Origin of the sequence: Streptomyces sp. NPDC056480 (assembly GCF_042795405.1) — a bacterium.
Lineage (GTDB): Bacteria > Actinomycetota > Actinomycetes > Streptomycetales > Streptomycetaceae > Streptomyces.
This window is the reverse complement of the sequence record NZ_JBHTSA010000243.1, coordinates 1-3,413: the sequence shown is the minus strand read 5'-3', so window position 1 is coordinate 3,413 and position 3,413 is coordinate 1. Positions and strand designations below refer to the sequence as shown.

Below are 3,413 nucleotides of genomic sequence, written 5' to 3'. Positions count from 1 at the left end.
CGGTCGTACCGCTCGCGCCCGACGCCGCCGCCCCGTGGGCGCGTGTCGTACGGGTCAGCCGACCGGCGCGGTCGCGTCGTCGGTCTCGGTGACGGCCGGGTGGACCGTCTCGGCGGGCGGGTCGGCCGTGCGCCGCACCCACAGCCAGTACAGGGCCGCGGTGACCACGAGCCCGACGATCCACGAGATGTCGGCGCCGTCGAGCCTCTTGGTGAGCGCGCCGGTGTACAGCTTGGTGGCCAGGAACGGGATCTGGACGGCGACGCCCAGGACGTAGCAGGTCAGCGCGGTGACGTTCCACCGGCCGTAGCGGCCGTCCGGGTCGTACAGGGCGGGGATGTCGACGCGCTCGCGGGAGACCAGGTAGTAGTCGACCAGGTTGATGGCGCTCCACGGGGTGAACACCATCAGGATCAGGAGCACGAAGTTCTTGAAGTTGTTCAGGAAGTCGTCACTGGCGGCCAGCGCGATGACCATCGACACGGCGGTGAAGCCGACGATGTAGGCGGCGCGGGCGGCGGCCGAGATGCGCGAGCGGCCGTCGAACGCGGTGACGGTGGTCAGGATCGACATGAAGCCGCCGTACGCGTTGAGACAGTTGACGGTCAGCTTGCCGACCACGATCACCAGGTAGATGAGGACGGCGAGGACCGCGGGCCCCGCGAGGTCGCCGAGGAACCCCACCTGGTCGCTGAGGAAGGTCTTGCCGGCGACGGCGGCCGTGAGCGCTCCCAGCGTCATGGCCCACTGGGAGCCGATGACGGAGCCGGCGAACGTGGACCAGAACGTCGCGCGCGTGCTGGTGTCGCGCGGCAGGTAGCGCGAGTAGTCGGCGACGTACGGGCCGAAGGTCAGCTGCCATCCGGCGCCGAGCCCCACGGCGAGGAGGAAGGTCGCCGTCTCGAAGCCCTTGTCGCCGACGTGCGCGCCGACGTCGTACTGCGTGAACAGCCGCACCAGCAGGTAGGCGAGGCCGAGTACGCCGACGACGGTGGCGACGCGCCCCGCGATGTGGATGAGCCGGTACCCGGTGACCGCGACCACGGCGGTCAGCGCGCCGAAGACGAGGATGCCGGCGTTCGTGTTGTTGATGTGCAGCATCTCGGACAGCGCCTGGCCGGCCAGGACACTGCCGGTCGCGGCGAAGCCGAGGTACATCAGGATCACCAACAGCAGGGGCAGGACGGCGCCGTGGACGCCGAACTGCGCCCGGCTGGAGATCATCTGCGGGACGCCGAGCCGCGGTCCCTGCGCGGAGTGCAGCGCCATCACGATGCCGCCGAGCACGTTTCCGATCAGCAGCGCGGGTATCGCCCACAGCGCGTCGGCGCCGAAGACGACGGCGAGGGCGCCGTCGACGATCGCGGTGATCTGCATGTTGGCGCCGAACCACAGGGTGAACTGGCTACGCGGCGTGCCGTGCCGCTCGGCGTCGGGGATGACCTCGATGGTGCGCGTCTCCATCGAGAGTCGCTCCCCGGGGGTGTGCTGGACCGGCATGGTGGAGACCTCTCCCGCAGCGGTTCCGGTGTGTCCGGACGGAACGCAGCCGTTGACACGGGCTGCGTGCGCCGAATCTCGCATAGGGGTGAACAGGTATCAAGATTCTGAATGGAGAATTTCAAAGAGGTTCCGCTGCCGGGTCGACACCTTGCGTACCCGGAGGGTCGCGCGTGCACACGACGTCCAGTACGACCGAACTCCGCCCCGCATCCGCGACTTGGTTTTTGCCGGACCGGCAAGAATCGACGCACGCGAGCGGCCGGATGGGCATGGTGGGTCCGTGACCGAAAACATCGCAGCGGGATCGCCCGCGTCCGCCGCTCCCTCGCCCCTCACCGACGGATACGTCGGAGACCCCGCAGTGCGGGCGGAGTGGGACAACCGCTACCTCGACCGGCGACAACTCTGGAGCGGCCGGCCGAACGGCGCGCTCGTGGCAGAGGTAGCCGGGCTCACCCCCGGGCGCGTTCTCGACGTCGGCTGCGGTGAGGGCGCGGACGCCGTCTGGCTCGCCCGCCGCGGCTGGGACGTGACCGCGCTCGAGGTCTCCGGCGTGGCCCTCGAACGGGCGGTCGGGCACGCACGGGACGCGGGCGTCGCCGTCCGCTGGGTCCACGCCCCCCTGGCGGACGCGGCGCTCCCGCCGGCCTCCTTCGAGCTCGTCTCCGCGCAGTACCCGGCGCTGCTGCGCACCCCCGACGCGGCCGCCGAGCGAGCGCTGATCGAGGCCGTCGCGGTCGGCGGTGTACTGCTCCTCGTCCACCACGCGGGAATGGACACCCGGCCGCCGGAGGAAAGCGGCTTCGACCCGGCCGACTACGTCTGGCCCTCGATGGTCACGGCCCTCCTCGGCGACGACTGGGTGGTGGAGGTGGACGAGCAGCGCGCCCGGGTGGCACCCGACGGCGGCGCCGGCGCGCACCACACAGACGACCTGGTGCTGCGCGCCCGCCGCGTGCGCTGATCGGGCAACTGCCGCTCGTAGGAAGGCTTCAGGCGGGCAGGGCCGGTCAGGGTCGGTCAGGGCCAAGCAAGCAGGGCCAAGCAAGCAGGGCAAGCAAGCAGGGCCTGGCAAGCAGGGCCTGGCAAAGCCGCGCAGGTCGGGAAGAGCGGGCGAGAACCGCTCGCGCTGTCCCCTCACCAGGAGAATGATCACCCCGCTCCGCGCCGGGCGTCGGTGTCGAACTAGTCTTCGCGCCATGGCCTTGCGACCTGACGAGTTCTACGACCACGCGCTCGCCGCTGCCGACGCCGAGCGGCGGCTCCCCCTCGCGCGCATGACAGGGTGGAGCATCAGCCCGTTCGAAGCGGACGGACTGCGTGTCTCTCCCCTGCGCCCGCCCGTGCTGCCCGAGCCTCCGCGCCACGGCGAGGACCCGTCTGACTGCGCGTCGTGCCGTGACCGCGGCGAGGGGATCTGGTTCAACGAACGCTGGCGGCTCACGCGGATCGCGGGAGTCGGCGTGCCGCTGGTGCTCATGCTGCATCCGCTCGACCACTACGACATGGCAGACCTGCCCGACGAGCTGGCGGCCGAGTTGGGGGTCCTGTCCACGCACATCGTCCGCCATGTGCAGGCCGTGCCCCACATCTCGCGTGCCCACGTCTACCGCATCGGGGACGGCGGCGCCCACCTGCACATCTGGTTCTTCGCCCGGCCCGAGGGACAGTCCCAGCTGTACGGGTCATGGATGCCGGTCTGGGACGACCTGCTGCCGGAGTACCCGGCAGACGTCGCGGAGGCTGACGCCGCGGTCGTGGCGGACGCCTTGGTCGCCTCCGTCGGCGGGCGTCGCACGGCTGCCGACGGGTCGACGCAGGACTGATCCACCGGCGCGGGCAGGGCGGATACCGGCGGACACCGCCCGCCCCGGGCACACGGAACGCCGGTCCGGCGGGGGAGTCCCGCC

Annotated in this window: 3 protein-coding genes; 2 read left to right on the top strand and 1 reads right to left on the bottom strand. The window is 71.1% G+C overall.

Annotation, left to right across the window (positions count from 1 at the left end; translation table 11 throughout):
- Positions 1 to 54: 54 nt before the first annotated feature.
- Positions 55 to 1,500, bottom strand: a complete 1,446-nt coding sequence (locus ACFQ79_RS40560; RefSeq protein ID WP_383593387.1) for a purine-cytosine permease family protein — start codon at positions 1,498 to 1,500, stop codon at positions 55 to 57.
- Between the two features lie 283 nt (positions 1,501 to 1,783).
- Between ACFQ79_RS40560 and ACFQ79_RS40555 the strand changes: the two genes are divergently transcribed.
- Both ACFQ79_RS40555 and ACFQ79_RS40550 read left to right on the top strand, forming a co-directional pair.
- A complete protein-coding gene (locus ACFQ79_RS40555) occupies positions 1,784 to 2,467 on the top strand; it encodes a class I SAM-dependent methyltransferase (protein WP_383593384.1) in 684 nt (227 codons plus the stop codon).
- Positions 2,468 to 2,702: 235 nt separating this feature from the next.
- The gene (locus tag ACFQ79_RS40550) at positions 2,703 to 3,329 is read left to right on the top strand and encodes a hypothetical protein (RefSeq protein WP_383593381.1); all 627 of its coding nucleotides are present in this window, start codon (positions 2,703 to 2,705) and stop codon (positions 3,327 to 3,329) included.
- The last annotated feature ends 84 nt before the right edge of the window (positions 3,330 to 3,413 follow it).

Excerpts from the sequence above, each read along its gene's own strand:
- ACFQ79_RS40560 (WP_383593387.1), bottom strand. The coding sequence starts at position 1,500 with ATGCCGGTCCAGCACACCCCCGGGGAGCGACTCTCGATGGAGACGCGC.
- ACFQ79_RS40550 (WP_383593381.1), top strand. The coding sequence starts at position 2,703 with ATGGCCTTGCGACCTGACGAGTTCTACGACCACGCGCTCGCCGCTGCC.